Below are 22,722 nucleotides of genomic sequence, written 5' to 3'. Positions count from 1 at the left end.
GCCGATCAGAACAGCTTGCGCAGATCAATGCCCAGATAGCGCCCTGTGGGGTCGACCAGAAGTGGCTGGAACCGCAAGGGAATATCGCCATTCTGGTCACGCACGATGCGGCGACCGTCAAAGATATTGTCTGCCCGCACGCTAACGCGGAAGCCCTTCAGGAAGCCTTTGTCCTTGTTCAGCGCACGGCCGAAGTCGACAAAGGCGCGCAGGCCCACGGTCGCCAGATCATCGATAAACAGATCGGTGCTGCCCGGCAGCCCTGATCCCTGAACGAAGGCCGATCCGACATATCGCCCGGAAACGCGCATGCCGTATCCGTTCCAGAAGATACCCGCCTCCAGCCGGGTGCTGTTTTCCGGCAGGCCGAAAGTTGATGTGGCATCCCCGTCCAGCTGGTCCAGCACCGGAACACCCGGAGCGATCAGGATCGAATTATCGAGCTCAATCGTGTGATTGAGTGACAAGAAGTAACGGGGCCGCGTATCGCCACCCCGGCCACCGCCACCAAATGGATTGAAGCCGCCACCACGTCTGCCGCCGCCGCGGGCTTGCGCGGGCGGGCCGCCTCGTTGGCCGCTAGCTCCCGCTTCGCCGCCTGCATCGCCATCGGCGCAAATGCGTTGCTTGACCTGCTTGAGGCGCTCAGGATCGATTGTGCCATCGGGGCCGCGCAGGCGCGCCAGCATCGGCTCGGGAAGACCTTCAAGGTCCGGCTCGTCCTTGCATAGTTTCTCGCGCAGCTGGGCAAAGCGATCCATGTCCTGTTGGCCACGTTCACCGCAGAACCGTTGCTGGGCCTGTTTGACCTTTTCCGGGTCGAGTTCACCATCGGGGCCGCGCAGACGCGCCAGCATCGGTTCCGGCACGCCGGTAAGATCGGGCATCTGGCCTTCGGGCGTGTTGCAGAAACGCTCTCGCATGGCCTGAAACCGGCCACCACCGCCCCTGCCTGTGCCCGGTCCACCACCGCGCGCAGCTTGAGAGCCGGTTGCTGCGGGTGCGGGCGGGCCGCTGGCGCCATCAGCCGGCGGGCGTCCGGGACGACCAGCGGGCGGGCCACCTGGCTGGCCACCGCCACGCACACCCGGGGGCGGTCCGCTCGGGCGCTCCGGCTTCTTGCCGATCTGCCCGCGCATATTAAGGCCGATCGAAAGCCGGTTGGCCCGCGTTTCGGCAAAGGTCACAGGCCGGAAATCGAGCGCTGTCAGGCGCCCGGTTGCATCGCGCGTGATCCGTTCCGGGAAAGCCGCTTCGATGGCTTCGGTCAGCGCCGGGAAGGAACTGGTCACATTGTCCGATTTGTTGCGGATATATTCCAGATTGAGCCGGACATCCCCGCCGATTGGAAGCTTCCAGTTGCCGGAGAATTTCCAGTCGCGCTGGCTTTCGGCCAACAGGTCGGGATTCCCGCCGCTGGTCAGCGTCACCAGCTCCGTCCGCCCGTTGACCAGATCAAAGACCGGCACGTTGAAACTGGTGATTTGCGGGTTGCCGAGCTGGAAGAGCGACGGAGCCTGTTCGTTATCGACATAGGTCGCAGCCAGCTGCAGATCGTCGAACGGTTTCCAGATCAGGCTGACGCTGTAATCGCGCAAAGTGCCGAAGTCGGAGAAGTGATCGATCCCGGCCTGCAAATTGAGCGAGAAATCGCCGATCGCGCCAAGCGCGTTTTCACGCCGGCTGGTGAGCGGGATGGCGACGTTCACACCGGCCTCGAGCACACCACGGGTCAGGCTGGCAGCGGTGGCGCTGCGGGTGTCGTCGCTATCGATGCTGTTCCAGTTATAGCCGACATCGAAAGTCAGCCCCAATTCCCCGGCCGGCAGCCGCAGCGGGCGCCCACGCAACGTGACCTTGGTGGAGGCGGTGACGGTATCGGTGTTGGCTGTATCGAAGCCGGGATCAACCAGCGGCGGGATCGGCGCGTCCAGGGCGAAGGCTCCGAAGAGCGCGCGGTTCTGCAAGACGCGGGTATCCGCGCGGCGGTCTATCCGGGTGCGCGTGCCGGACAGGGCACCATTGGCTGTCGCAGTCAGCTGGAAGGAGCCGAGAGGGCGCGCATAGCCAATTGCGACATTGGCGCTGTCGGTTCTCGAATTCACTTCCAGCGGATCGCCGTCATTGAAGGTCCGTAAAACGGAATTGCCCGCCGGATCAGTCAGGGTGACAGTGTCGAGGCCGGACAGCGAGCGGCGATCCTGCCGTTCCATATTGCCGCTCAGGCTCAGCGAAGCACCGCTTTCGGTGAAGGATTTGGCCCAATTGATCGTGCCCTCGAGACCCCGACTGTCAGCCACCAGGCTGCGTGCGGCCGCGGGGTCAGGGTCACCCGGCACCGTGGAGAAACTGCCCGGTGTCTGGATGATGTCTCGCTCGGCCTCGGTCAGCAACGATGTGTCATTATGCTCGAAGTTGAAGTTGAGCCGCCCCCCTCCGGTAATCGCGAGCAGGCCGAATTCCTGTTCGGTACGGGAATAGCCGCCACGGTCGGGCTGTTCATATTCCACCTCCACCTCGCGGCTGCGGAAATCGTCCTTGAGAATGAAGTTGATCACCCGCCGGTCAGGCGGAAAGCCAAAGCGCTGGGCGACCTCTTCGGGCAACACCTCGACCTTGCGCAAGGCTTCCGGCGGATAGCGAAAGAATTCGCGAAAACTGCTGACACGAATGCCGTTGATCAGGAAGACCGGGCGGCCACCACCGCCACGACCACGGGCAGAGCCGGTCGCCGGCTCCAGCTGTGCGACCAGTTCCTGGATCGAGCCAACCCCGAAACCGGCGATATCTTCGGCATCCAGCTCCACCAGCGGTGCCTGGGGCACATCCAGCTGGCCCGGTATCCGGTCTGCAGTGACGACGATTTCGCCTTGCTCGTTGAAGCGGGTGTCAGACGGATTGGTGTCGCGCGCTTCCTCTACCGCTGGCTCGGGAGAGGGCTCTGGCGACGTATCCTGGGCCATGGCGGGAACAGCTGCGACAAGGGCAACGAGGGGAAGACCAGCAAAGTAGCGCAACGCAGCAGAACCCTTTTCAATTTCCCCACCCAACGCCGGTGCTGTCGGATAGGTTCCGCCGTAGCAAGTGGCAGAAACGTAACAAATTGTCGCTGGTCGACAATTCTGTGCTGCTGGTCGGAAACGGGCCATTTCCCCGCCAAGGCTTTCCTTTTGTGTAGCGCCCCGCTAAAGGGCGCGCCTTACCTCGGACAAGACACGGAAATCAGGACTACATGGCAAAAGAAGAACTCCTCGAAATGCGCGGCAAGGTGGTGGAACTGCTGCCCAATGCGATGTTCCGGGTCGAGCTCGAGAATGGCCATGAAGTTCTGGGCCACACGGCCGGCAAGATGCGCAAGAACCGCATCCGCGTGCTGGTGGGTGACGAGGTGCTGTGCGAATTGACGCCTTACGACCTGACCAAGGCACGCATTACCTACCGCTTTATGCCCGGTCGCGGCGGCCCCGGTCAGGGTCCGGGCCCAGCATAAGCTCTGGTGGCAGAGGCCCCCACACCCCGTTTAGTCCTGGCGAGTTCCAGCCCGCGCCGTCGCGAGCTGCTGGCCCAAATCGGCGTGGTCCCTGACCGGATCCAGTCTCCCGATATTGATGAAGAGCCCCGCAAGGGCGAGCTTCCGCGGATCTATGCCGAACGCATGGCAGTGGAGAAGGCGCAGGCAGTGACACGCGACGGCGAGGACATCATCCTCGCCGGCGATACAACCGTGGCCGCAGGGCGCCGCATCTTTCCCCAGGCCAACAGTTCCGACGAAGTCGCGCAGTTCCTGGGTTTGCTCTCGGGTCGCAGGCACACGGTCTATGCTGCCATGGCGGTGATCGACCGGGATGGCACGGTAAGATCCCGCGTCGTGCCCTCGAAAGTGCGATTCAAACGATTGTCCGACGCCGAAATTGCCGATTACGCCGCCAGTGGCGAAGGGATCGGCAAGGCCGCAGGATACGCCATCCAGGGCCAGGCGGCAGGGCTGATCGATTGGATGCAGGGCAGCTATACCGGCGTGGTTGGCCTGCCCCTGTTCGAAACCCGCGCATTGTTGAAGGCGGCAGGGCTTCCCCTTGCCTGAATGGCTGACCGAGCACGGGATCGGCGAAACCCGCTCGATCTGCATCGACAAGGGCGAGGTGATCGCCGCGAAACTGCACTGGCCCGGCGAATTGGTGGCGGGACAGGCCATTCCGGCAAAGCTGGTATCGCGCCAGTCCGGTTCGCCGCGCGGCGTTGCGAAGACGGACAAAGGCGTCGAGATATTGCTGGACAAGCTTCCTGCCCATGCGACCGAGGGCAAGATCCTGCCGATCCATATTACCCGTGCTCCGATTGCCGAGCGCGGTCGCCACAAACGCGCGCAGGGACGGCTGATCCTGACCGATCAGGAAGCGCAAGACCGCGCCCATGATGTGTTCTTGCTCGGCGATAGCGTGCGCAGCTTCCCCGCCGGGCTATGGGAAGATGTCTGGACTTCGGCATGGGACGGCGAAGTCGCTTTTGACGGAGGGTCGCTGCTATTCAGCGTGACCCCGGCCATGACACTGGTCGATATCGATGGTGACGGTTCGGCTAAGAACCTGTCCCTGGCTGCTGTTCCTGCCCTTTCCCGGTCATTGCAGCAATTCGATCTTGGCGGATCGATCGGGATCGATTTCCCGACCGTCGCCGACAAGGCCGGTCGACGTGCAGTGGACGAGGCACTGGCAAGCGCGTTGGTGCACTGGCCGCATGAACGCACCGCGATGAACGGGTTTGGCTTCGTCCAGCTGGTTGCCCGGCTCGAGGGGCCTTCACTGCTCCACCGTATGGCCACTTCGCGCGTTGGCGCGGCGGCGCGCATGGTCTTGCGGCAGGCCGAGCGAGTGGAAGAACCCGGTACGCTGCAGCTGACCGTCCATCCCGCGATCAAGGCAAAACTCAAACCCGAATGGCTGGAAGAGCTGGCACGGAGGACCGGCAGGCAAGTATCGATCATCACCGATCCGGGCCTTGCCCTCGGCGGTGGATTCGCGCAGGCGGTACCATCATGACCGAACCTGCCGCCCGCACCCGCAAATGCCCGATCTGCAAGAAACCGCGCAGCGCCGATCATGCGCCGTTCTGCTCCGTCAGATGCAAGGATCGCGATCTCGCGCAATGGTTCAATGATGGCTACTCGGTCCCGGGGCGGCCCGCCTCGCCAGAGGAGATTGTGAGGGAGGAATGATTCCCCCTTGCCAATCCCAGCGCCCTTCGCCATAGGCGCGCACTCACTTGTTCACGGTGCTATTGGTGCCGGATCGCAAGCGAATGCCTCGGTAGCTCAGTTGGTAGAGCACGCGACTGAAAATCGCGGTGTCGGTGGTTCGAATCCGCCCCGAGGCACCACCTTCCCTAACCTGACAGATGATCGCTGACCGCTTGGCTCACTGTGTGAAGCTGCATCAGGTCGCGCGGCCGCGTGAGCCGGTAAACCGGCGTGCTGGCCGCGATCTGCGCTGCATGGACCGCCTGTTCGGGCAGCCGCCCCATCGCATGCAGGAACTGCTTGCGATACATCGTGCCCTTCAGCACCAGCGCGGCAGCATCGGCGCCCGTCACCCGCTCGATCGACAACTCGTCGCCAAACTCCAGCGCGTATATGGCCGCCAGCGGTACGGGTTCAGCACTGCCCACATGCCGATCTGCCGAGAGGTGGAATTTCTCCTCCCGCGCATGATCGCGAACCATCTCGCGCGTGCCCCATTCCAGATGATCAATTGCAGGTTGCCACAGCTTGATCCGGCTGCTCGACGGATAGAGCACCGCACCGCCCGCTTGCTCATCCACTTTGGCGCGGCTCAGATCGTCCGAAACCAAGGGAAGCCCGCTCTCCACCAGAGCCGCAGCCATGGTCGATTTGCCGGCTTCTTGCGGCCCACAAAACAGCGCAGCACCCTTCGCTGCAAGAACCGCGCTGCCATGCACCATCGGCCAGCCACGCTGATATCCCAAGGCGCCCCAAGCGCTGCCAAGAGTGAACAGGCGCAGTGCCGCTGGATCATGTCCGTCAAAAGGCTGGAGCGCGATCTCGCCACCCGCATCGATCCGCCAGGTGCCAACCTGGTCAATCGTAAAGCGCAGGCTATCGCGCGTAGCAGACGGATGTTGCGCCGGGGGCGCATCGCCGGACAGATTGCAGTCGAAACGGATCTCGATCTCAGCGGGATCAGGCGCGTGATCCTCTGCGAAACACTGCCATTCCGGGAGCTCCAGATCGGAGCGGATCACACAGCCGGAATGGCGATAGCTGAACTGCGGCAGCTTGGTATCTGCCTGGCGTGTATTGACCCTGTCCATCACGCGCTTGTGTGGCGGCTGCCCTAAAACGGCGCAAGGCCCCATCAGGGCGATTGCACGACAATTGCGCGACAATTGCGCGACAATTGCACGGGCCACCAATGCGCGCTAAGGGGTCAGGCCTCGCCCCGGCCCATGCGTACCTGGACAGGACCGCAGCCGGGGCGATGTGTTTTCCAGCCGAAAGGTGCCCCTGACATGTCGCGTCGTCGCCAGATTTATGAAGGCAAGGCCAAGATCCTCTATGAAGGTCCCGAACCCGGGACGATCATCCAGTATTTCAAGGATGATGCGACCGCTTTCAACGCGGAGAAGAAAGGCACGATCAACGGCAAGGGTGTGATCAACAATCGCATCAGCGAGCATGTCTTCACGCGCCTGTCGCATATCGGCATTCCGACGCATTTCATCCGTCGCCTCAATATGCGCGAGCAATTGGTACGACAGGCCGAGATTATCCCGATCGAAGTGGTGCTGCGCAATGTCGCCGCCGGATCGATTTGCAAGCGTCTGGGTCTGACCGAGGGCGACCCCCTGCCCCACACACTGATCGAGTATTATTTCAAGGACGATGCGCTGGGTGATCCGCTGATCGCGGAAGAGCATATCGCCTGTTTCAACTGGGCCAGCCCGGAAGAGATGCAGGATATCGCCAGCATGGCCATCCGCATCAACGATTTCATGTGCGGCATGTTCGCCGCCATCGATATTCGCCTGGTGGATTTCAAACTGGAATTCGGGCGCATCTATGAAGGCGATTTCAGCCGCGTGATCCTGGCCGACGAGATCAGCCCCGATGGTTGTCGCCTGTGGGACATGAAAACCGGCGAGAAACTGGACAAAGACCGTTTCCGTCGCGACCTTGGCGGTGAAAGCGAAGCCTATCAGGAAGTCGCGCGCCGTTTGGGCCTGCTGCAAAACGACGAAGAGAACACGCCTGGCGAAGTGTTCGATCTGTCCGCCCATCGCGGCCGCCTGCGCGGGAAGCCGAAACCAAAGAAGTAATGCCACTTCAACATGTTGGGTCTTGCCGCGGGCAGGACTGTACGCCACTGTGCACGGCATGAAGGGTCTCATTCTCGCAGCGCCACTTGCGCTGATCGTCGCTGTGCCGCTTGCTGCACAGGAAACTGCCACCGCTACCGCCAGCGAAGCCGCTGCGGCCGCTACTCCGGCGCCGACCTGGGCGTTCGAGGAAAGCGACCTTGCCGCAGAGGATGGCTATGTATTTGGCCAGCTCGACAATGGCATGCGCTACGTCATTCGCCAGAACGCAACACCCGAAGGCACCGGGCTGGTGCGTATGGAAGTGGGCGCAGGGCGGCTGGACGAACGCGACAACGAACGCGGATTGGCCCATTTCGTCGAGCATATGGCCTTCAACGGTTCGACCAATGTGCCCGAAGGCGAGATGGTCAAACTGCTGGAGCGGCTTGGCCTCGCGTTTGGCGCAGACACCAATGCCGCGACCGCATTCGATTACACCCAATACCGGCTCGACCTGCCCAATAATGATCCCGAATTGCTTGGCACGGCCCTGATGCTGATGCGCGAGACCGCCAGCGAGCTCTTGTTCGATGTCGATGCGGTGGAGCGCGAGCGAGGTGTCTTGCTGGCCGAACGGCGCGACCGAACCACATTCGCGCGCCTCAATGCCGCCGACCAGATCGATTTCTTCGTGCCCGGCTCCCAACTTGCCAACCGCTTCCCGGTGATTGACCGCGAGGATATCGGCACCGCCGACGCAGCGACGCTGAAGGGGTTTTGGGAGCGCAATTACATTCCCGAAAAGACCACGCTGGTGGTTGTCGGTGATTTCGATCCTGCCGCTGTCGAGGCCGCGATCCGCGAGCGGTTCGGCGATTGGCAGGCCAAACAGGGCGAGCCGCAACCTGGCGCTGGTCCGATCAACCCGGATTACAAGGATGCGATCGACATCTATGTCGATCCCGCGCTGGACGAGCAGATCACCCTTGCTGCCAATGCTGAATGGATAGAACGTAAAGATACTGCCCAGAACCGTCGCGACGCGCTGATGCGCTCGATCGGATACTCGATCCTTGGCCGGCGCTTCACTCGCCTGACCCGGTCGGAAGAGCCGCCCTTCCGCAGTGCCGGGGTCGGGACGTCCGACGTCTTCGAAGCGGGCCGACAGACTACGCTGAGCGTCAACGCCATTGCCGGGCGCTGGGAAGAAGGACTGCAGGCTGCCGTCGGACTGTACCGGCAGTTCCTGGCCTTTGGCGTGACAGAGGCCGAGATCGCCGAACAGATCGCGCGGCGGCGCACCGGGCTCGAGAACGCGATTGCAGGCAAGGCTACGCGCAGCCACGCAGCATTCGTCGGCCGCGCCATCAACCTGGCCCGCAATGACCGTGTGCCCACCTCGCCCGACTTCAACCTGGCGCTGTTCGAGCAGGTCGCAGCAGAGGCGACGCCCAAAGCCGTTATGGCAGCCGTGCAGGCCGACTTGGTGCCGCTGGAACAGCCGCTGATCCGCTATCAGGGCCGCACCACGCCCGAAGGCGGCGAGCAAGCCTTGCGCAGCGCGTGGGACACAGCGATGGCGCAACCCGTCGCACCGCTTGAAACCGTGGCCACCGCCGAATGGAACTACACCGAGTTCGGAGCCCCGGGCAGCGTCGTTTCCGATGAAACAGGCGATGCGCTGGGCATCCGCCGCATCATTTTCGACAATGGCGTGCGGCTGAACCTGAAGAAAACCGCGCTGCAGGAAGATCGCGTCAGCGTGGCCGTCACCATCGATGGGGGCAATTTCCTCGAGAGCCGCGAGCAGCCGCTGTTGACCGACCTGACCGGCCTGTTCGCAGCTGGCGGGCTGGGCCAGTATTCCCAGGACGAATTGCAGTCGGTCCTGGCCGGCCGCAGCGCGAGCTTTGCCATCGGCAGCGGAACCGACAGTTTCCGGATCAGCCGCGGAACGACCCCGCGCGACTTGGAACTGCAGCTTCAATTGATTGCCGCCTATCTGACCGATCCGGGCTATCGGCCTGAGCCGATTACCCGGTTCCGCAACAGCCTCGACGATTTTTACGCCAGAGTGACGGCCACACCTAGCAGCGCGCTGGGCAATGCCTCGGGCGCAATCCTGTCGGACAATGATCCGCGTTTCACCCTACCCGAGCAAGAGACATTCAAAGCGCTCGATTTCGATGTCTTGCGCGATGCGATTTCGGACCGGCTTGCCAAAGGAGCGATGGAAGTCGCGATTGTCGGCGATTTCGACGAGGCACGTGCGATTGATCTGGTCGCAAAAACGCTGGCCGCTTTGCCCGAACGCGAGGCAGCTTTCCGCGACTATCCCGAAAGCCGCAAACGGACCTTTACCGCCCAGCGCGGCGAGAAAACCATCTATCACGACGGGGAGCGGGACCAGGCGCTGGTCAGCTATGTCTGGCCAACGCGCGACTATGCCGATCCGGTCGCGAGCATCGAGCTCAACATGCTGCGCGCTGTAATCGATCTGGAAATTACCGAAGCGCTGCGCGAGAAGCTGGGCAAGGCCTATTCTCCCGGCGTCGGCAACAGCCAGTCCCGCTATTATGACGGCTATGGCACATTCGGCATCCGCGCAGGTGTCGAGGTGAATGAAGTCGAAGCGACGCGGGAGGCGATCGAAGCCACCGTCGCCCGCTTGCGCCAGACTGCGGTTTCCGACGATGTCATGCAGCGGGCCCGACAGCCGATCCTGGAAGGCCTCGACAACACGCTGAAAACCAATGGTAGCTGGATGCGCTATACCGTCCGGGCTCAGAGCCAGACGGACACTATCCCGCGCTATCTCGCGGCCAAGGATCGCTACACAGCGGTTACTGCGGAGCGGTTACGCGAAGTGGCGGAGCAATATCTCACAGCTGACGGTGCGGTGAAATTTGTTGCGCTGCCGAGGCCTGAAGAAGCCGCGTCGAGCCCTGAATAGACCGACCCACGAAAAAAGGGGGCGCCCCGCAGGACGCCCCCCTTCTGATAACAGACCGTTCGCGGCTTAGTAGCTGAAGCGGCCGGAGATACCGATCACGCGGGGCTCGTTGACGAACGCGGTGTTGTTGTTGAAGTCGATCCCGCCCTTCAGATTGTCGGCATTGGTGATGTTGCGGGCGAACACGGCCAGCTCCCAGTCGCCATCGATCGGGCCAAAGCCGACGCGCAGGCCGCCTTCGACCTGGTTGTTCGAATTGAATTCCAGGCTCTCATAAAGGAAGAAGTTGGTCTTCCCCTGATACTGCCAGTCGGTGAATGCGAACACCTTGTAGTTATCGCTGACCGGGATATCGAGCTGCGCGGTCACATCGGCAGTGAATTCCGGAGCGTTGGGGAACGGGTTGCCGTCCACCAGCGCGCGCGTGGTGCCGTTGATGACCGTGGTCGGATCGGTGACTGTGCACTGGGCGCAGATGCCCACAGCCAATGCGTTGTCCTTGATCTCGGTATTGTTCCACGCGACGCCTGCTGTGACGGTGAAATAATCCGTGATCTGGAACGCACTGTCGAGCTCAAAGCCGTAGCCCTGCCCCTTGTTCGCATTGACCAGCTGGACGAGGTTGCCCGCGCCACCAACTGCAGTGAACTGGGGGTCATCGACATTGTAGTAGAATACCGCGCCATTGAGGCGGATCCGGCGGTCGGCCAGTTCCGATTTGAAGCCGACTTCATACGACATGATCTTTTCAGACGTGGCGATCGATGGCGGATTGAAGAATGCGACATCGCGGCCCTGGATGGTCGGCGCACGGAAACCGCTGGCCACGCGGGCGTAGACGCTCGCATCATCCGACAGATCGGCAAAGGCGCTAAGATCCCAGCTGACCCGCGATTCCTCGACCGCGCGGAACTGCGGCGCAGCCCCGGACACGACGACGAAGTTCTTGTCATCTTCGGTGTAGCGCAGCCCGCCGGTCAGGCGGATGGCTTCGGAAACCTGCGCCGTGATCTGGCCGAAGGCCGCCCACGCATCGTTGCGGTGACGCACAGTAACAGGGGGCGGGAAGTTGAAGCCTTGGGTGGTGACGCTGAAGTCACTCCAGAAGCCATAGCCGCCCACCTGCCAGGTGATCGGGCCATCATTATTCGACGCCAGGCGCACCTCGTGGGTGATTTGCTCCAGCTCGATCGAGTCCTGCGTGTCTGACGGGAACGGAATGAAACCCGGGCCCTGGAACGGCAGGAATGCGGCACCGAAGCCACCGTCAATATCGCCGCGGCTGGAACCGGAACTGTCATAATAGGACGTGATCGAGGTCAGTGTCGCAAATCCGGCGTCGTAATCGACCTTGGCCGAGGCACCGGCCGTCTCGTATCCGGCCTGGTTGCCGTCGCCGGCATCGTAAAACACGGTGTCACGATCATAATTGGCGTTCAGATCATTGTTGCCCGGGCCCAGGATATTGGCACGGAACAGCGTCGAGGTGCCATTGAGGTCACGATACTGGCCGCTGACCAGGATCGAGAGATCTTCGGACGGCGTAAGCAGGACCTGGCCGCGAATGGCGAAGTCATCATACTCGCCCAGCGCATCTTCCTGACCGGTAAAGCCGTTATCGATATAGTCGTTGCGGTGCTGGTAAAGGCCCGACAGGCGCACGGCGAGAAAATCGTCGACCAGCGAACCGCCGATCCCGAAATCGACCGCGACGGAACCGAAGCTACCATAGCTGAGCGAGCCCTGGGCGGTGGTTTCGAAGGTCGGCTTCTTGGTGTCGATCTTTACGATGCCGGCCGGCGTGTTACGACCGAACAGCGTACCCTGCGGGCCACGCAGGACTTCGATCCGGTCAACGTCGAACAGCGGGAAGCTCTTCAATGTGACGTTTTCGAGCACTACATCGTCCATGATAACCGAAACCGGCTGCGATGCCGCAAGGTCGAAATCGGTATTGCCAAGGCCGCGAATGTAGAAGCGCGGGGCCGCACGTCCATTGGAGCTTTCGACGAACAGACCGGGCACCTGGCCGGAAAGCGCAGTGTTATCCGCACCGGCGGCAAACAGCGCCTGGACGCGGTCTTCCTGCAGCGTTGCAGCGGAAATCGCCACGTCCTGCAGATTTTCCTCGCGACGGTTCGCCGTGACGACAATAACGCCAAGGCCGCCGGTTTCGGTTTCAGCCGCCGGCTCTTCTGCGTCTTGCGCATAAGCAGGGGCTGCCAGTCCGGCAGTAGCAAGGGCAGCGACGCAAGCGGTCGCCATGGAATGGCGGAGTATGGTGGAGCGTTTAGTCATCGGTTCCTCGTGAATAGCTGCAGCGCATCGGGACGACGTAACTTTACGTGGTCTTTGAATTTGCCGTCTCTTAGCCGCGGATGCGAGCCAAATGGTTAGGAAACGCCCCGTTTTGTTGCATTGCGGTATAGTTTGCTCCGCAGGTGTAACATTGATGTAACGCAAGCTGGGGCGCTGCCGCGGTGGTGGATGCACGCGCATAGCGGGATTGCAGCGCAACGGAGGCCCGCTATAGGGTCTCGCAAATAGCCCATTGCCAAACCTTTGCACCCGGAGCCCTCCCATGAAGATCCGCATCCATGTCAGCCTGAAGCCAGGGGTGCTCGATCCGCAGGGGCGTGCCGTCCATCATGCGCTGGATGGGCTTGGCTTTGCAGGCGTCGAAGATGTCCGCATCGGCCGGCTGGTCGAACTGGATGTGGCCGATGGCACCAGCGACGATGCGCTGACCGAAATGTGCGAAAAGCTGCTCGCCAATACCGTGATCGAGAACTACCGCATCGAGAAGGTGAGTTAACGTCATGCGTGCTGCCGTCATCACATTCCCGGGATCCAATTGCGACCGTGACATGGCAGTGGCGCTGGAGCTCGCATCCGGCACCGCCCCGCTGCGCGTGTGGCACGGGGACAGCGCGCTGCCCGAAAATCTCGATTTCATCGCTTTGCCCGGCGGATTTTCCTATGGTGACTATCTACGTTCTGGCGCCATGGCCGCCAACAGCCCGATCATGCGGGCCGTGGTTGAACAGGCCGGGCGTGGTGTCCCCGTACTGGGCGTCTGCAACGGGTTCCAGGTCCTGACCGAAAGCGGACTGCTACCCGGCGCGCTGATGCGCAATGCCGGCCAGACTTTCATTTGCCGCACAGTCGGGTTGGAAGTCGCCAATGCGCAAACGCTGTTCACCTCGGGCTATGATGCCGGTCAGCAGATCGACATCCCGGTCGCGCATCACGATGGCAATTATTTCGCCGATGATACGACGCTTGACCGACTGGAAGGCGACGGACGGGTCGCCTTTCGTTACGTAGACAATCCCAATGGCTCGCAACGTGACATTGCCGGGGTGCTTAATGCAGCGTGCAATGTTCTGGGTATGATGCCCCATCCCGAACGCGCTGTGGATGCAGCGCATGGGGGAACTGACGGGTTGGCCCTGTTCAAGACGGCGCTTGAAGGGCTCGCCGTCGCTTAAAGGGAAATCTGAGTTCCGGGCAGTTTCGGCTCGACCAGCTTGCGCGCATCGACATCGGTCATCGGCCGGCCAAAGTAATAGCCCTGGATCTTGTTACAGCCCAGGCTGCGGATCATCGCGGCTTCCTCGCTGGTTTCCACTCCTTCGGCCGTGGTCGACATCTCAAGGCTTTCCGCCATGGCCACCACCGCACGGATGATGGCAAGGCTTTCGTTGCTGCCCTGTGCCGCCCCCTGAACGAAGCTGCGATCGACCTTGATGGTCGAGAATCGCAATTTGCGCAGGTAGCCGAGCGAGGAATAGCCAGTGCCGAAATCATCGAGTGCGACCTGGCAACCCAGCGCCATGACCTCTTCCAGAGCAGCGCCAGCGACTTGGGCATCGCGCATGAAAATGCTCTCGGTCACTTCGATTTCCAACCGGCTCGCTTCCAGCCCACTCTGGGCCAAGGCGCGCACGACAGTGGGCGCAAAGTCCGGCTCGATCAGCTGTTCGGGGGAGACGTTGATATTGACCTTGATGTGCGAAGGCCAACGGGCCGCTTCGATACAGGCCTGTTGCAGCACCCAGGTGCCGATTGGCACGATCAGGCGGGTTTCTTCTGCCAGCGGGATAAACTTGGCCGGGCTGACAAAGCCATGATCCTTGCTCTGCCAACGCAGCAGCGCCTCGAAACTGACGATCTCTTCTCGATGCGCATCGACCACGGGCTGGAAATTGAGCACCATTTCGTCACGCTCGAGCGCCTTGCGCAAAGAAAATTCCAGCTGGCGACGTTCTTCTGCCGATGCGTGGAGCGATGGTTCATATTCGCAATGCTCGCCGCCACCGAGATCTTTCGAGCGGTACAGCGCGAGATCGGCATTGCGCATCAATTCCTCGACGCTGTTGCCATCGCGCGGTGCGACGGCAGAGCCGACACTGGCCCCAACATACAGCGTGTGATTGTCCACCTCGTAAGGCTGTGAAAGCCGGTCGATTATCCTCTTGGCCACTGTCGAAACGGTTCCGGCATCGGAAGCGTCACGGATGACGATGGCGAATTCGTCTCCCCCAAGCCGGCCGCACATTTCGTTCTCGGTCAGGATTTCTTTCAGCCGGTTGGAGACCTGCGCCAACAGGCGATCCCCCACCAGATGGCCAAGGGAATCATTGACTGCCTTGAAGCGGTCGAGATCGATCATCAGGAACGCACTGCGCGAGCGCCACTGGCGGGCATAGCGCATGGCCTCGCCCAGAGCTTCGTTCAACATCAGGCGATTGGGCAAACCGGTAAGCGTATCGTACCGCGCCAGATAGGCGATTTTTTCCGAGGACTCGCGCTGTTCGGTAACATCGGAGCCAACCCCGCGGAAACCGACATGGCGCCCCTTTTGGTCCAGCATCGGTGTGCCCGAAAGCTCCCACCACCGGTGCTCGCTGCCTAGTGTGACCTTGACCAGCAAGTTGGAGAAATTTTCGCGTCGTTTGAGCCGCTCGGCGAGATCGTGCAGGCTGGTCGGGAATTGGCCGGTATCCCATGCCGGGCCGGAAATCAGCTGCAGGAACGGCATCCCTTCGATCTCTTCAGGTTCGACCCCGAAGGCGAAGGCGAAGCGCGGCGATGCGGAGCGGATCCGGCGATTGGTATCGATCTGCCACAGCCAGTCCGCCTCGTTCTCCTCGAATTCACGCAGGAGCAGCGACACCACCTCGTTCTTTTCGGCCATGCCCCCTTCGGCGACACAGGCGCGCAGAAACGCTTCGGCACGGGTCATCACGCCATAGAGCAGCAAAGCGGTCAGGATCGTCACTGAACCGGCCGCCTCGACATTGCCTGTCCACGCAAACAATCCCGCGGCAGTTGAGCCGGTTGTCAGGATGATGACAGTCGCGCTGAGCGGTGCCGATCCCAGGAAGATCGCGGAACCAACCGGGACCAGCATCGCAATCATCCAGAGAGTCTCGAGTGCCCCGGGTTGGCCGGTGACGGCCACGAAAAGCAGCAAAGCCGACCAGACCAGGCCAATGGCCAATGCACCCTTTGCGTGGTGCTTTGCATCCTTGCGCGACAATGTGGACGCGGCGGCCTTGCCCAGCTTGTGATCCTGGCGTGCAAACACCGAAGCCGCGCAACCCAATGCTGCCAGCCAGGCGAGCAACGCAATCGCTCCTACCTGCCCCCAGCTGATCCAGAATGCGAGACCGGCGATCACACTATGCGTACCGACCCGCGCGAAGGACGAGCGTCCCACACGGGCATATTGCAATGCACGCAGCCGCGGCCAATCCGTCCCTTCGGTGTCTTTCAACCCGAGGACGGCGAGCAGCGGCAACCTTTCTGGCAAGGTCAGCGTATGGGATCGGTTCTCGCTCACGCGGCCGATCCTTAGGCCTGAATAGTTATTTCCACGTAAAGCGCCGGCGCCAAAAAGACGCGCATTGTCAGGCCGCTATTCGACGGTAACCGACTTCGCCAGATTGCGCGGCTGGTCGACGTCCGTGCCCTTCACAACAGCAACATGATAGGCCAGCAGCTGGACTGGTACGGCATAGACCAGCGGCGCGATCAGCGGATGGACATCGGGCATCTCGATCGTTGCGATGCAACCATCGCCAGCTTCTGCAAGCCCCTTGGCATCGGAAATAAGCACGACCTGCCCGCCCCGAGCACGCACTTCCTCCATGTTCGAAACCGTTTTCTCAAACAGCGGGCCCGACGGAGCGAGAACGATCACCGGCACTTCTTCATCGATCAAGGCGATCGGGCCATGCTTCATCTCGCCCGAAGCGTATCCTTCGGCATGGATATAGCTGATTTCCTTGAGCTTCAGGGCTCCTTCCAGCGCGAGCGGATAGTCCGGCCCGCGCCCGAGATAAAGCACATCGCGCGCCGGTGCGATCAACGGCGCCATTGCGGCAATATCGTCATCATGATCGAGCGCGGCATTGAGGGCCGCAGGAGCCTCAATCAAATGGCGCACAACCTCTTGCTCTTCGGCACGGTTCATCTTGCCCTTGGCGACGGCCAGATGCGCAGCCAACGCAGCCAGAACGGCCAGCTGGCAGGTAAACGCCTTGGTCGACGCGACGCCGATCTCGGGCCCTGCATGGGTCGGCAGAATCAGGTCGGCTTCACGTGCCATCGAACTGGTTGGAACATTCACCACCGTCGCGATGGTCTGGCCGTTTTCCTTGCAGTGGCGCAGCGCGGCGAGCGTATCGGCCGTCTCGCCACTTTGCGAAATGAAGATCGCCAGGCCGCCTTCTTCGAGCACGGGCTCGCGATAGCGGAACTCGCTCGCAACATCGATATCGACGGGGACGCGAGCAAAGGTTTCGAACCAGTACTTGGCCACCATGCCAGCATAGAACGACGTGCCGCAGGCCACGATGGTGATCCGCTTTATCGCTGACAGGTCGAAATCGATCTGAGGCAAGGCCACGCTTTCGTCCGCTTGCCGAACATAGCTGTTCAGCGTCTGCGCAACGACCGTCGGCTGTTCGTAGATCTCTTTCTGCATGAAGTGGCGGTAATTGCCCTTCTCCACCGCAGCAGCAGAAGCACCGGAAGCAACAACGGGCCGCTCTACAACTTTGTTCTCGCTGTCATAAATCGTCGCTGTGTCGCGCGTGATGACAACCCAGTCACCCTCTTCGAGATAGGTGATCTTCTGGGTCAGGGGGGCAAGTGCCAAAGCATCAGACCCGAGGAACATTTCCCCGTCACCATAGCCGACCACCAGTGGCGAGCCGAGCCGCGCGCCAATCAGCAAATCAGGGTGCTGGCGAAAGGCGATCGCCAGCGCAAAGGCACCGCGCAGACGCGGCAGCACGGCCTTGATGGCATCTTGCGGGCTGAGACCCTTCTCGAACTCATGCGAGACGAGATGCGCGACGACTTCACTGTCGGTATCGCTCTCCAGCGTGCGTCCGGCCTGCTGCAGTTCCTCACGAAGTGGCTTGAAATTCTCGATAATGCCATTGTGGACCAAGGCAACGTCATCGGTCGCATGCGGGTGCGCATTATGCTCGGTAGGTGCCCCGTGCGTGGCCCAGCGCGTATGGGCGATACCGACATTGCCCGGCGCGGGATTGCCCGACAATTCTTCTTCGAGATTCTTCAGTTTGCCCTTGGCCCTTCGCCTGACCAGTTGGCCATCCTCGATGGTGCACACGCCAGCGCTGTCATAGCCCCGGTATTCCATGCGCCGCAGGCCATCGACCAACCGCTCTGAGACGGCATCTGGGCTAACAATTCCGATAATTCCGCACATGCGTAGTCTGTCCCGTCAGAAAATCTGTAAGAAATAGGCTCTTTTGGCCCGCGCGCCCGACGCTTGGCGGGGCGCTAGACGATTTGTGCGCAGGATTCCACGGTATTAACCGGCAAATTAGCGCTTCGAGCTTTTCGCAGGCGCGATGCGTGAAAACCGTCCCTGCTGCCACAGGAACAATCCGGCCCCGATGATGATCGCCGCCCCTGCCAGTGTGCCCAGATCTGGGCTGTCATCGAACCACCACCAGCCCAATGCGCTGGCGACCAGTAGCTGGACATAGGTCATCGGGGCGATCGATGCAGCTCCCGCCCGTGTTGTTCCCATGAAGACCAGCCAATGGGCTGTGCTGGCAGTGACCGCAACCACTGCACAACGCAGCACAATGGAAAGGTCCGGCCAGCCAAATTGCAGAATCTCGATGCCGCTTGCCCGCCCGATAAAGGCTGCGACTGCCAGGATCGCCGCGGCGCTAATCGCCATATAGGCCTGCATCGACAGCACGCTCCCCTGCCCCGCAGCAGCGCGATTGGCGATCATCAGCAGCGCCATGAAAAAGGCCGCACCAACGGGCAGGAAGGCCGTGACGCCCAAGGCCGCAACATTGGGTCGCAGGATCACCAAAACCCCCACGAAAGCTGCGACGGACGCGATCCAGACAGCCGGGCGCACCTTCTCGCCCAGCAGGGGACCACTCAAGAGCGCGGTCAGGATCGGGGCCAGGAAAACCAGGGCGGTCGCTTCTGCCAGAGGCATCACGAAGATCGCCGAGAAGAATCCCAAGGTTGCCATTGCGAGGCAAAATCCGCGGCCCAACTGCAACCAAGGATGACTCGGGCGAAACCCTGCCACCCCTTCGCGCATGCCGAGCAAGATCGCCAAGCCAACGGCGCCGAATGTGAAACGCAGCGCGGCAACCGCGATCGGGGACCATTCGCCGCTGATAGTCTTGATGACGGCATCGCCGACCGAGAGGCATGCAAAGCCCGCCAGTGCAAACAGCAATCCGCTGCGATCATCCTGCTGCACCGCGCACGCTCCCTTTTCAGGCCCGTTGGGATACGGTCCTGATCCGGGGCGTCGATACAGCCCTTCACAAATCAGACAAGCAGGTTTCCGCCAGGGACGTCTCAGCTAGGCACGGCGGCCCCAGGCCTCGTCTTTCACATTCTCGCGCGACGCGACAAGGATCAAGCCGCCCAGCATGATGATGGCCATGATGTAGCGCGGATAATGCAGCATCCCTTCCAGCAAGCTCTGGAACAGCAGGCAATACATGATGGCCAACAGGGGCAGCAGCACAGGTTCGGCGATAGCCGGACGATGAACCGCCTTGATCATTCGCCCGACCAGCCACAAGCCGCCCGCTGCGCCGAGAATGCCCCAGGATATGAGATATTGCAGGACTACATTGTGCGGTTGCGTGTGGCTCCAGCCGATATCGACCTCCCAGAAGGTTGATCCGGAACCCCAACCGAACAGGGGGGAAGCGAGCCAGCGATCATAGGTCTGTTCCCACAGCTTCAATCGTCCGCTGGTCAGCGAATTGGCGCTTGCCGTGTCATTGAGATTGAACAGGTAGAATGCCGGGTCTGGCGGCAGGAGCAGGAACGCTACTCCCATCGCAAATGCCGTAAGCAGGAAGGCAATGCCAATATTGCGGATGTCAGGAAACCTGCGCAGCGAAATAATCGTGACGAGAAGGACGACGACCATGCCGAGAAGGGCAGCGCGGGTACCCGACCACACGGTCATACCCGCAGCAAGGCAATAGAAGAAATGGCTCCAGCCCAGTTTGCGGGCTTCGTCCACGAACAGGATCTTGATCGCGAAACCGGCTGCGATGGCTCCTGTCCAGGCCCCGAAATGGCGCACATTGATGAAGCCGGGAAGCGCAGACTCCCATTCGATCACTCCGCCAAAAACCTTCTCGGCCGGCGGCGGAAAGCTGAACCGCACCGCCGTGAATATCGCCAAAGTCACCAGGCCTATGCCAAATACTGGCAGCACTTTGCGAATGCTGTCGACGCCATAGTGCCTCGCCAGGGAATAGACCGACATCGCGAAAAACAGGTGCAGCACATACATCAGGGAATGCGTCATCGAAGCGCTGGTGCTGCGCGAAATGAAGATGCTGCTGATGGTAAGCCCGGCAATCAAGGCGCCGGTTGCCCATTGCACATCGCGCGGCAAGGCCTGCCATATCTTTCCGCGATCAAGACCAACCCGATAGGCCCATATCACGACGCCAAGCTCGGCCAGAAGGAATGGCGCCTCTATCAGCCGCGAGAACTCCAGCGACAGTACCGGCATGCGGTGCATATAGGTCGGATAGACCACGCCAGAGACGATCGGCATCAGGATCGCGACAAGGATTGCCACCGGGACTACATAGCCCTGCAGCATCCCTTTCGTGGAAGACGCGTCTTGCTCGGTAAGATTCATCGAAACCATGAAGGCTGATTAATCGAGCCCGATTAAGGAATATTTACCATCGTTTGTGGCCCGTTCCGCCGCGCTCGGGGTCTAAGGCAGGCAAGCGCGACGCAGCATTCCCGATCGGAAAATTTAGGAAAAAAATAAGGTTTCCTTTCTATTCACCAAGCTTCGGAAGGTCCTCTTCGCCCAAAAGCGACGATGAACCTTGGCATGAATCGATTACGACCTGGGGGACAGGGAATGAGTGCATTCGGACGCAAGAGCGGAGCTGGCGGCGCAGGATCGGGCGGACGCCCGGCCTTCGGCGTGGCCCGCCCGATGAAGGGCGGCGAGCGCGCAAGCAAGGACAATGCAGCCTCTGGCGGGGATCAATTCCCGCCGCTTCCAGGCGAGTCCGACGACGCCAGCGTCCCGGGCGCAGCCCCGGCATCGAGCACCCCGCCTGCACAAGAAGACGCGATGACGCGCCTCGCCGACCGGGCCAATGCCGTCCACAGCGGCCAGGCCGACATCGGCGGCTTCGAAGCCAGCGTCCACAAGATCAAGGAACAGGTGCTCCCCCGCCTGCTCGAACGTGTCGACCCCGAAGCTGCTGCCACGCTGACCAAGGATGAACTGTCGGAAGAATTCCGCCCGATCATCATGGAGGTGCTGGCGGAACTCAAAGTCACTCTGAACCGCCGCGAGCAATTTGCGCTCGAAAAGGTTCTGATCGACGAACTGCTCGGCTTCGGTCCGCTCGAAGAGCTGCTGAACGATCCCGACGTGTCGGACATCATGGTCAACGGCCCCGACCAGACCTACATCGAAAAAGGCGGCAAATTGGTCATCGCGCCAATCCGCTTCCGTGACGAACAGCATCTGTTCCAGATCGCCCAGCGCATCGTGAACCAGGTCGGCCGCCGCGTCGACCAGACCACACCGCTGGCCGATGCCCGCTTGAAAGACGGCTCGCGTGTGAACGTGATCGTACCGCCGCTTTCGCTCAAAGGCACGGCAATCTCCATTCGTAAGTTCTCCGAGAAGCCGATCACGCTCGACATGCTCAAGGACTTCGGTTCGATGAGCGACAAGATGTGTACTGCGCTGAAGATTGCAGGCGCTTGCCGGATGAACATTGTGATCTCGGGCGGTACCGGCTCGGGTAAAACGACCATGCTCAACGCCCTGTCGAAAATGATCGACCCGGGTGAGCGTGTGCTGACAATCGAGGACGCCGCCGAGCTTCGCTTGCAGCAGCCCCACTGGTTGCCGCTCGAAACCCGTCCGCCCAACCTTGAAGGCCAGGGTGCCATCACCATTGGTGACCTGGTGAAGAACGCCCTGCGTATGCGCCCGGACCGCATTATCCTGGGTGAGATTCGTGGCGCGGAATGTTTCGACCTTCTTGCTGCCATGAACACCGGCCACGATGGCTCCATGTGTACGCTTCACGCCAACTCGCCGCGCGAGTGTCTGGGCCGTATGGAAAACATGATCCTGATGGGGGACATCAAGATCCCGAAGGAAGCCATTTCGCGCCAGATCGCGGAATCGGTCGACATCATCGTGCAGGTGAAACGTCTGCGCGACGGTTCGCGCCGCACCACCGACATCACCGAGGTAATCGGGATGGAAGGCGATGTGATCGTAACCCAGAACCTGTTCAAGTTCGAATATCTGGACGAGAGCGAAGACGGCAAGATCATCGGCGAATTCCGCCCCAGTGGCCTGCGTCCCTATACGCTGGAAAAAGCCCGTCAATTCGGGTTTGACCAAGCCTATCTTGAGGCGTGTCTCTAGAACTTTTGTTTTGACCCTGCGGGCGGGGCGCGTCCGCGCCCCTTGCTTCCTCGCATTAGCTCGGGCGGGCGGTCGCCCTTGCGGTCCACTGGTCGTAGACCGGACCATTCCTAGCTATTGACCTGGCGGCGGAGCACGGCTTGCGCCTAGCAAGCCGCAAGCCCGACCGGGCGCCCGCAGCACCGAAGGTGCGAGGATATCGCGCGCCGGAGGGCGTGCGAAAACCAAATAATCCTACTCTCCTACCCTCTCCCTAGCCCTTGATCATTCCCGGCACGGCCAGCGCCAGCAGGCCGCCGCCGAGCATCACGCTGACGAAGAATATCCCGAACCAAGGGACCCAGCCGATGCGATCGATCCGGGCCCTTTTGAGACGGCGGCGCTCCATCAGGGTCGCAAACCCGGCCAACAGCAAGAATGCCACGCCCCAAAGGGCGAGCAATTCGGCGTCGCTGGCAAAGATCAGGTCACGTAGAAATTCCATCGC

General features: G+C 61.3%; 17 protein-coding genes and 1 tRNA gene. 10 read left to right on the top strand and 8 right to left on the bottom strand.

The features are described 5' to 3' along the window. Positions 1 to 5: 5 nt before the first annotated feature. Positions 6 to 2,963, bottom strand: a complete 2,958-nt coding sequence (locus ABD653_RS13700) for a TonB-dependent receptor (RefSeq protein ID WP_160779192.1) — start codon at positions 2,961 to 2,963, stop codon at positions 6 to 8. Positions 2,964 to 3,232: 269 nt separating this feature from the next. Here ABD653_RS13700 and infA point away from each other — a divergent pair, with 269 nt between their 5' ends. From infA to ABD653_RS13675, 5 genes are all read left to right on the top strand, one after another. Next, entirely contained in the window at positions 3,233 to 3,490 is a 258-nt protein-coding gene (gene infA / locus ABD653_RS13695; RefSeq protein ID WP_067600927.1) for a translation initiation factor IF-1, read from the top strand. 6 nt (positions 3,491 to 3,496) lie between these two features. Further along, entirely contained in the window at positions 3,497 to 4,084 is a 588-nt protein-coding gene (locus ABD653_RS13690) for a Maf family protein (RefSeq protein WP_160779191.1), read from the top strand. Continuing rightward, the gene (locus ABD653_RS13685; RefSeq protein ID WP_160779190.1) at positions 4,077 to 5,039 is read left to right on the top strand and encodes a ribonuclease E/G family protein; all 963 of its coding nucleotides are present in this window, start codon (positions 4,077 to 4,079) and stop codon (positions 5,037 to 5,039) included. Before ABD653_RS13690 ends, ABD653_RS13685 begins: the two co-directional genes overlap by 8 nt. After that, positions 5,036 to 5,215 carry a DNA gyrase inhibitor YacG gene (locus ABD653_RS13680; RefSeq protein ID WP_160779189.1) on the top strand — a complete coding sequence of 60 codons (180 nt, stop codon included), beginning with the start codon at positions 5,036 to 5,038 and terminating at the stop codon, positions 5,213 to 5,215. The genes ABD653_RS13685 and ABD653_RS13680 overlap by 4 nt, the downstream gene beginning before the upstream one ends. A gap of 85 nt (positions 5,216 to 5,300) precedes the next feature. Further along, positions 5,301 to 5,376, top strand: a tRNA-Phe gene (locus ABD653_RS13675). A 6-nt stretch (positions 5,377 to 5,382) separates the two neighbouring features. Here ABD653_RS13675 and ABD653_RS13670 read toward each other — a convergent pair. Further along, on the bottom strand, positions 5,383 to 6,327 hold the full coding sequence (locus ABD653_RS13670) for a phosphoenolpyruvate carboxykinase (ATP) (RefSeq protein WP_160779188.1): 945 nt from the start codon (positions 6,325 to 6,327) through the stop codon (positions 5,383 to 5,385). Positions 6,328 to 6,525: 198 nt separating this feature from the next. Here ABD653_RS13670 and purC point away from each other — a divergent pair, with 198 nt between their 5' ends. Both purC and ABD653_RS13660 read left to right on the top strand, forming a co-directional pair. After that, positions 6,526 to 7,332 carry a phosphoribosylaminoimidazolesuccinocarboxamide synthase gene (gene purC, locus ABD653_RS13665; protein ID WP_160779187.1) on the top strand — a complete coding sequence of 269 codons (807 nt, stop codon included), beginning with the start codon at positions 6,526 to 6,528 and terminating at the stop codon, positions 7,330 to 7,332. A 58-nt stretch (positions 7,333 to 7,390) separates the two neighbouring features. Continuing rightward, a complete protein-coding gene (locus ABD653_RS13660; RefSeq protein ID WP_160779186.1) occupies positions 7,391 to 10,267 on the top strand; it encodes a M16 family metallopeptidase in 2,877 nt (958 codons plus the stop codon). A gap of 66 nt (positions 10,268 to 10,333) precedes the next feature. Here the strand turns inward: ABD653_RS13660 and ABD653_RS13655 are convergent, their stop codons facing one another. Further along, positions 10,334 to 12,565, bottom strand: coding sequence for a TonB-dependent receptor (locus tag ABD653_RS13655; protein WP_160779185.1), 2,232 nt, complete (start codon positions 12,563 to 12,565; stop codon positions 10,334 to 10,336). A 283-nt stretch (positions 12,566 to 12,848) separates the two neighbouring features. Here ABD653_RS13655 and purS point away from each other — a divergent pair, with 283 nt between their 5' ends. Beyond that, positions 12,849 to 13,082 (top strand): phosphoribosylformylglycinamidine synthase subunit PurS, encoded by a 234-nt coding sequence (gene purS, locus ABD653_RS13650; protein WP_160779184.1) that lies wholly within the window; start codon positions 12,849 to 12,851, stop codon positions 13,080 to 13,082. A gap of 4 nt (positions 13,083 to 13,086) precedes the next feature. Continuing rightward, positions 13,087 to 13,758 (top strand): phosphoribosylformylglycinamidine synthase subunit PurQ, encoded by a 672-nt coding sequence (gene purQ / locus ABD653_RS13645; protein WP_160779183.1) that lies wholly within the window; start codon positions 13,087 to 13,089, stop codon positions 13,756 to 13,758. Here purQ and ABD653_RS13640 read toward each other — a convergent pair. The 4 genes from ABD653_RS13640 to ABD653_RS13625 form a co-directional block, all read right to left on the bottom strand. Further along, positions 13,755 to 16,115, bottom strand: coding sequence for a putative bifunctional diguanylate cyclase/phosphodiesterase (locus ABD653_RS13640; RefSeq protein ID WP_160779182.1), 2,361 nt, complete (start codon positions 16,113 to 16,115; stop codon positions 13,755 to 13,757). The two genes, purQ and ABD653_RS13640, sit on opposite strands and share 4 nt — an antisense overlap. A gap of 75 nt (positions 16,116 to 16,190) precedes the next feature. Continuing rightward, positions 16,191 to 18,014 carry a glutamine--fructose-6-phosphate transaminase (isomerizing) gene (glmS, locus tag ABD653_RS13635; protein ID WP_160779181.1) on the bottom strand — a complete coding sequence of 608 codons (1,824 nt, stop codon included), beginning with the start codon at positions 18,012 to 18,014 and terminating at the stop codon, positions 16,191 to 16,193. A 117-nt stretch (positions 18,015 to 18,131) separates the two neighbouring features. Next, positions 18,132 to 19,043 (bottom strand): DMT family transporter, encoded by a 912-nt coding sequence (locus ABD653_RS13630; RefSeq protein WP_160779180.1) that lies wholly within the window; start codon positions 19,041 to 19,043, stop codon positions 18,132 to 18,134. A gap of 105 nt (positions 19,044 to 19,148) precedes the next feature. Next, positions 19,149 to 20,468, bottom strand: coding sequence for an O-antigen ligase family protein (locus ABD653_RS13625; protein ID WP_160779179.1), 1,320 nt, complete (start codon positions 20,466 to 20,468; stop codon positions 19,149 to 19,151). 225 nt (positions 20,469 to 20,693) lie between these two features. Between ABD653_RS13625 and ABD653_RS13620 the strand changes: the two genes are divergently transcribed. After that, positions 20,694 to 22,235 carry a TadA family conjugal transfer-associated ATPase gene (locus tag ABD653_RS13620; RefSeq protein ID WP_160779178.1) on the top strand — a complete coding sequence of 514 codons (1,542 nt, stop codon included), beginning with the start codon at positions 20,694 to 20,696 and terminating at the stop codon, positions 22,233 to 22,235. Positions 22,236 to 22,488: 253 nt separating this feature from the next. On the opposite strand, the gene ABD653_RS13615 is transcribed toward ABD653_RS13620, so the two are convergent. Further along, positions 22,489 to 22,719 (bottom strand): hypothetical protein, encoded by a 231-nt coding sequence (locus tag ABD653_RS13615; RefSeq protein WP_160779177.1) that lies wholly within the window; start codon positions 22,717 to 22,719, stop codon positions 22,489 to 22,491. Positions 22,720 to 22,722: the final 3 nt, after the last annotated feature.

The sequence above is a fragment of the Parerythrobacter jejuensis genome (genome assembly GCF_039536765.1).
GTDB classification, from domain to species: Bacteria; Pseudomonadota; Alphaproteobacteria; order Sphingomonadales; family Sphingomonadaceae; genus Parerythrobacter; species Parerythrobacter jejuensis.
This window is presented reverse-complemented; position numbering and strand designations above follow the sequence as displayed.